This is a genomic window from Chrysiogenia bacterium (assembly GCA_020434085.1).
Taxonomy (GTDB): domain Bacteria; phylum JAGRBM01; class JAGRBM01; order JAGRBM01; family JAGRBM01; genus JAGRBM01.
In genome coordinates, this window is the sequence record JAGRBM010000258.1 from 22,353 (window position 1) to 28,482 (window position 6,130).

Genomic DNA, 6,130 nt, shown 5'->3' on the forward strand with positions numbered 1-6,130 from the left:
GATTCCGGATGCCCAGTCTAATAGGATGAGCCATTTCCGTCAGCAGGCCCCGGCAATTGTCCGGCGCGCACCCCGGAGACAAGAAGACTCCCATGGCCGACGAAAAGACCAACAAAGCCCGCGCAGAGAAACACGACCGCATTCTCTCGGCCGCCGCGAAGATCTTCGCGCGCAAGGGCTTCTTCAACGCGAAAATCAGCGAGATCGCTCGGGAAGCGCAGGTCGCCGATGGGACCATCTATCTCTACTTCAAGAGCAAGGACGACATCCTCATCCACCTCTTTGAGGAAATGATGGGCAACATTCTGGGGGCGCTGCGCCAGGAGATCGATGCCCCGGGGCTCGATTCCGTCCAGCGGATCGAGCGATTCATCCTCTTCCACCTCCATCTGGTGGAAACCCACCCGGACATGGCAGAGGTCATCACCATTGAGCTGCGCCAGAGCCACAAATTCATGAAGGAATACGTGCCCCGGCGTTTCTTCGATTATCTGGACGCCGTCAGCAACCTGATCATCGAGGGGCAGCGTGCCGGCATGATTCGCGACGACCTGGACCCCCGGATCACGAGAATCGCCCTGTTCGGGGCCCTGGACGAGGTCTCGCTCCAGTGGCTGCGGGCCAACAAGGAGCAGAAATTCTCCCTCAATGAGGCCGGCAGGCACCTCTCGCAGCTGTTTCTGCAGGGCTTGCAGGGCGCTCCGAAGGGGGCCGAACAGAGGTTGTCGGGCTAGGGGGGCCGTGCTACGGTGCGCCGCGATTTCGAAGGGCGCACCGGCAGCAGTGGCTGCAAGCGCTGCAACCCCGACATCAAACCAGACGATTTTGAGCGCGCCGGCAAACCCTGCTCAGGGCATAACACCGGCCGGACCTTGCCCCTCCCCGGGGGCTGTGTGATTGGGTAAGGCGCCGGGGGGCGCCGACTGAACAACAAGGGAAAGAACCGCCGGTTGACCACCGGTCGCGGATGAGGGCCCCGCCCGACTTCCCGGCCTGGCCACCAGGCGAGAAAGAAAAACGAGAACCGGCCGGAGGAACCGAGCCGGCCTTCCGAAGGAGGAACGCAGCGTGAATATTGTTGTCCTCGTCAAGCAAACGCCGGACACCGAGACGAAGCCCAAGATCGCGGGTGACGGCAAGAGCCTTGAGACAGGTGACGTGAAGTGGGTGATGAACCCTTATGATGAGTTCGCGGTCGAGGAAGCCCTCAAGACCAAGGAAAAGGCCGGCGGCGAAGTGACCGTCATCAGCGTCGGTCCCGATCGTTGTGTCGAAACCATCCGCACCGCACTGGCCATGGGCGCCGACAAGGGCGTTCAGGTGTGGGACGACTCTCTCGCCGGAGCCGATCCCTATGTGACCGCCAACGTGCTGGCCGCTGCGATCAAGAGCGTCGACGCCGACGTCGTGTTCGCGGGCAAGCAGGCCATCGATGACGACGCTGCCCAGACCATGAGCCGCGTTGCCGAGATCCTCGACGTTCCCCAGGCCAACATCGTCGTCAGCCTGGAGATCACCGGTGACGGCAAGGGCGCTACCTGCAAGGCCCAGCGCCGCGTCGAAGGCGGTGAGGAAGTCCTCGAGTTCACGCTCCCGGCACTTATCTCCGCCGAGAAGGGCCTCAACGAGCCCCGTTACGCTTCGCTTCCCGGCATCATGAAGGCCAAGAAGAAGCCCTTCGAGAAGAAGAGCCCCGCCGATCTGGGCGCTGATGCCGCCGCGCTCAGCGTCAAGCAGCAGGTCGTCGAGGCCAGCATTCCCGAACAGGCCCGTCGCAACACGATTCTTGACGGCGAAGTCCCCGCCGCAGCCGCGGAAATGGTTCGCCTGCTTCGCGAGGAAGCCAAGGTCATCTAAAGGGGCCGCCCCTTTGGTGACTTCTTGGAAGGAGATTTAAGAAAATGGCAGAAAAAGACGTTCTGATTTTCGCCGAACAACGCGGCGGAGAAGTGAAGAAGATTACCCGCCAGCTTGCCACCATCGGCAAGGAGCTGGCTGAGAAGAACGGCGGCGCGCTGACGGCCGTCATCGTGGGCAAGGGCATCGCCGGTGTCGGCGCCGCTCTTGGCAAGGTCGGCGTGTCCAAGACCTTCGTGGTCGAGGGCGACGACCTCGAGAATTACTCGACCGAAGGCTACACCAACGCGGTATGCAAGGTGATCGAGGCCGAAAAGCCCTCCATCGTGCTCACCGGTGCCACCGCCATGGGTCGTGACCTGGCTGCCCGCGTGGCGCAGCGCCTGAATTCCGGCCTCATCACCGACTGCGTCGGTCTTGAGATCAACGGTGACGGCAAGCTTCAGGGCACGCGCCCGGCGCTTTCGGGCAAGATCCAGCAGAAGGTCGTGATTCCCGAGGGCGTGCAGATCGCCTCGGTTCGCGCCAACACCTTCCCGGCGGCCGAAGAAACGGGCGGCGATTGCGAGACCGCAACCGTCGACGCCGGCAGCGCCAACATCCGCTGCAAGGTGGCCGAATTGCAGACCAAGGCAGGCGCCAAGGCCGACCTCACCGAAGCCGAGCGCATCGTCTCGGGCGGCCGCGCCCTCAAGAGCGCCGACAACTTCAAGATCATGGAAGATCTGGCCGACGTCATCGGTGCGACCGTGGGTGCCTCGCGCGCCGCGGTGGATTCGGGCTACGCCCCGCATGAAATGCAGATCGGTCAGACCGGCAAGGTCGTGAACCCGGAGCTCTACCTGGGCTTCGGCATCTCCGGCGCCATCCAGCACCTGGCCGGTATGCGCACCAGCAAGGTCATCTGCGCGATCAACAAGGATCCGGATGCCCCGATCTTCAAGATCGCCGACTACGGCATCGTGGACGACCTGTTCAACGTTGCTCCGGCGCTTACCGAAGAGTTCAAGAAGCTTCTGGCCGAGGGCTGATCCCCGGTCCGATTCGAATTGAATCAATGAAAAGCCCCGGTCCGAAGGACCGGGGCTTTTTTCTTGCGCGCGCTCTCGCCTAAAGTAGTGCGGTCAGGTTCAGCAGGGATCGAATCCGAAAGGAATCAGCAATGGGGCGGTTGCTACTGATGCTCGTGTGTCTGTTGCCGCTTGGCTGTGGCGGGGAAACCCTCGTTCGGGTCGTGCCCGGCACGATTGAGCCCGTCGCGCTCTCCCAGCCCCTGTTTTCGGCGAGCGGCATTCCCGGCGCGCTCTTTGATGAGTGTTCGGGCTCCAACGCAACTTTTTGTGACGGCGTTTTCGACTCCCTCCCGACAACCCGCTTCATCATCAACGTCGCCGGCGATACCGACAACAACGATCTCTATGGCGTGACGGTCGATCCCGACGGCGGCGGGCCGATGGGCGCGTGGACCTGCTACGACAACAGCAACACCAGTCCGCTGAGCAACACTCTCGTCGCGGCGAATATCATTGCGAACATCAACGACAACTCCTCGGGATGCGAGGTGACAAGCTGGGTCCAGGCAAAGGCCGGCAGCGTCGTCGTGCAGGCCCTCTCAGACACGGTCGAGCTGGGAACGAACATCATCGTCGGGGCCGGCGGCAATGCCGGAACGATGGGGCAGGTCGCGGTGACCAGGGAAGATTCGGACGCGCTTGCCGTGCTGCTCGATTTCGTGGAGCTACCTGCCGCGCAGGAAATTCTCGACTGCCATCTCGGGATCGCATCGGCGGGCATGGCCGAGGGGGACTGCGCCGAAGTGATTCTGGAACTGGAGCCTGGCGCCGATACTTCCTTTGAAGATCGCGCCATCGTGCAGGCCGCCGGGTGCGGAAACGTTGCGCAGGGCGGGATTGTTCGGCTGCTCAGCGAATTGACCGGCACATCCGACGACGCGGGAAACCTGCAGCAGGCGCCGGGCTACACAAAGCGCGACACACTCTCGTTTGAAGACTGCAGTTTCACCGCCGACGTGGGCGTTGCCGGAGGCAGTGGCGCAACAACGACGACGCTCTCGGGCAGTCTGGTCTGGACCGAGACTTTCGTGGATGAACCCAACGTGTCAACGCCGGCGACCCTCTCGCTCACAGGCAGCATCGGAATCGATGGCGACCTCGACGGCAACGCCGCTACCACGGGCGATCCGCTCTGGGAGGGTGGCATCGATTTCGACGTGCTGCGAAGTGACGATGGAATGAGCGTCACGGACTCGGGCGGTGCCTGTATGGGCGGGCTGCTCAATGCGGGGGCGGATGATTGCGCGGTCGGCGGGGTTTTTGTGCCCGCCGCGCAATGGCTCCCCTAGCGTTTTCGAAGGCCTCTGCCGCACCAGGGACAATTGTCCCAGTAATCACGCAATACGCCGTTGCCGCAGCCCGGGCAGCGCTCGCGGGTGCCGGCGACTTTCCATACACGCCGAACCTTTGTCTTGCACCACGGACAATAACGCATGTGGCGCATCAGCTCGCCGCCACATGCGCTGCAGTTGGCCTCATAGTGGCGGTCGGAATAGGAGCGATCACTGACGGGACCGATCGCCGCTCCGTGGCACCACGCGCAGTAGGTCCAGTCGAGTTTTACGCCGCGCTTACAACGTGGGCAGTGCGCCGGAAATCGGCTGGGTCCCTTGTATACTGCGCGCCGAACTCCGCACCAGGGGCAATTCTGCATCTGCTCGGAAACCGGACCGCCGCACTTGGAACACTTGTCGCGGATTTCGAGGTCCTTGCGATGTTCGCGCAGGAATTCGCGTTCGCGCATCTGCTTCCAGTTCTTGCTGTTGCCGTTGGGACTCGTTTTCTTTCGAGCCCGGCGACGCTGTCCCGCGGCAAAGCGAAGGGCCGCGGGCTTGAGTCGCTGAAATGCGGCCAGCATCTGCATGGCGTTGGAGAAGCGCTTGGAGTCGTCGATCTCGAGCGCCTTGCGAAGAAAGTCGATGAAGCCCGGCGGGACCTTTGTGCGAAGGCGCGCCATGCCCGGAAGCGGCCACTTGTAGGGCCAGCTCGGCAACTCTCCCGAGAGCATCTGGTAGATCACCAGTCCGGCGGAGAACACATCCGAGCGCACGGAGGGTTTCCCGAGCGCCTGCTCGGGTGCCATGTAACCCATCGTCCCGGCGCTGGTGCCTGTCTTGGTATGCAGGTTGACCTTGGCCACGCCAAAATCGGTGAGACGCAGAATGCCGCCGTGGAAGAGGATGATGTTGTCGGGTTTTACGTCGCAGTGAATGATGTGATGGGCGTGGGCATGGGCCAGCGCGGCGAGCAACTGCTCGGCATAATCCAGGCAGGTCCGCGTAGCGATGCGCGAATCCAGCCGCTCCTCAAGTGTTTCTTCGCCCAGCGGGTAAACGATGATGAACTGGCCGTCGAGAATCTCGGCATTTTTGATCGGCAGAATGCAGGGATGGTCAAGTGTTGCGACGATGCGCGCTTCCTTCTGGAAGTCACTCAATACCTCTGACTTCGTCCAGCTTTCATGCGGCACCTTGATGGCGACGTCGATTCCCTCGATGGTGTCATAGGCTTCATAGACGGAGGCAAAGCCGCCCTCGGCGAGGCGCCGACGGATTCGATACTTTCCAAGTTGTTGGCGAGCTTTCAGAGTTGCCATTGAGAGCCCAGGCGCGGGGTGCTTCCCGGCGCGGATCTGCTGGATTTAGCCGCCGGCAGCGCCGGCCTGCGCGCTGGGATTGTAGCGCTTGCTGACCGCCTGCGCGAAAAACTTTCGGCCCTCCTGCTGAAAATCCAGGTCCGGGTCGAGCAGCTTGGCGATCCCCTCGAAGACGATCATGGCGATGATGGTGGTGGCGAAATTCGGGTTGCTGCGCAGGCCGTGGCGGCGCTGGATGTCGAAAATAGCCCCGGAGAACTCGCTGACCTCGAAGTCCCCGGCCGCCACCGAGGCGTTGCGGGCCACCAGATCGACCACTTCCTTCTCGAAGGCCTCGGGCTTGAAGCTGCGGGCCTTCCAGGTAGACCCCTCCATGATGACCCGGGCGCACTCCTTGCCGTTGCCCGTGACCAGTCCAAAGAAAAAGTCGGTGTTGTCCTTGAAGTCCGAGTCCGAGAGCTCAGCCACCAGCCCAAGGTCCAGAAGGACGAAGGTGCCGTCCTTGAGAAAAAAGACGTTGCCCGGGTGCATGTCCGCGTGGATGAAACCGTCGCCGTAGATCATCTGGAAAAAGGAATGTGCCGCCGTGAGGGCCGCGCGCTGC

Annotated in this window: 6 protein-coding genes; 4 read left to right on the plus strand and 2 right to left on the minus strand. The window is 62.3% G+C overall.

Annotated elements, in window-relative coordinates; genetic code table 11:
• Positions 1 to 92 precede the first annotated feature (92 nt).
• The 4 genes from KDH09_08625 (at position 93) to KDH09_08640 (ending at position 4,219) form a co-directional block, all read left to right on the plus strand.
• Positions 93 to 734 (plus strand): TetR/AcrR family transcriptional regulator, encoded by a 642-nt coding sequence (locus tag KDH09_08625; GenBank protein ID MCB0219743.1) that lies wholly within the window; start codon positions 93 to 95, stop codon positions 732 to 734.
• A gap of 334 nt (positions 735 to 1,068) precedes the next feature.
• Positions 1,069 to 1,857, plus strand: coding sequence for an electron transfer flavoprotein subunit beta/FixA family protein (locus tag KDH09_08630; protein MCB0219744.1), 789 nt, complete (start codon positions 1,069 to 1,071; stop codon positions 1,855 to 1,857).
• Positions 1,858 to 1,901: 44 nt separating this feature from the next.
• Positions 1,902 to 2,888: an electron transfer flavoprotein subunit alpha/FixB family protein gene (locus tag KDH09_08635; GenBank protein MCB0219745.1), complete on the plus strand. Its 987-nt coding sequence runs from the start codon at positions 1,902 to 1,904 to the stop codon at positions 2,886 to 2,888.
• A gap of 131 nt (positions 2,889 to 3,019) precedes the next feature.
• Positions 3,020 to 4,219 carry a hypothetical protein gene (locus tag KDH09_08640; GenBank protein ID MCB0219746.1) on the plus strand — a complete coding sequence of 400 codons (1,200 nt, stop codon included), beginning with the start codon at positions 3,020 to 3,022 and terminating at the stop codon, positions 4,217 to 4,219.
• Here the strand turns inward: KDH09_08640 and KDH09_08645 are convergent.
• Entirely contained in the window at positions 4,216 to 5,526 is a 1,311-nt protein-coding gene (locus KDH09_08645) for a protein kinase (GenBank protein MCB0219747.1), read from the minus strand. The genes KDH09_08640 and KDH09_08645 overlap by 4 nt on opposite strands.
• Before the next feature lie 45 nt (positions 5,527 to 5,571).
• Positions 5,572 to 6,130, minus strand: a 559-nt coding sequence (locus KDH09_08650; GenBank protein ID MCB0219748.1) for an AarF/ABC1/UbiB kinase family protein, incomplete at its 5' end; no start/stop codon positions are given.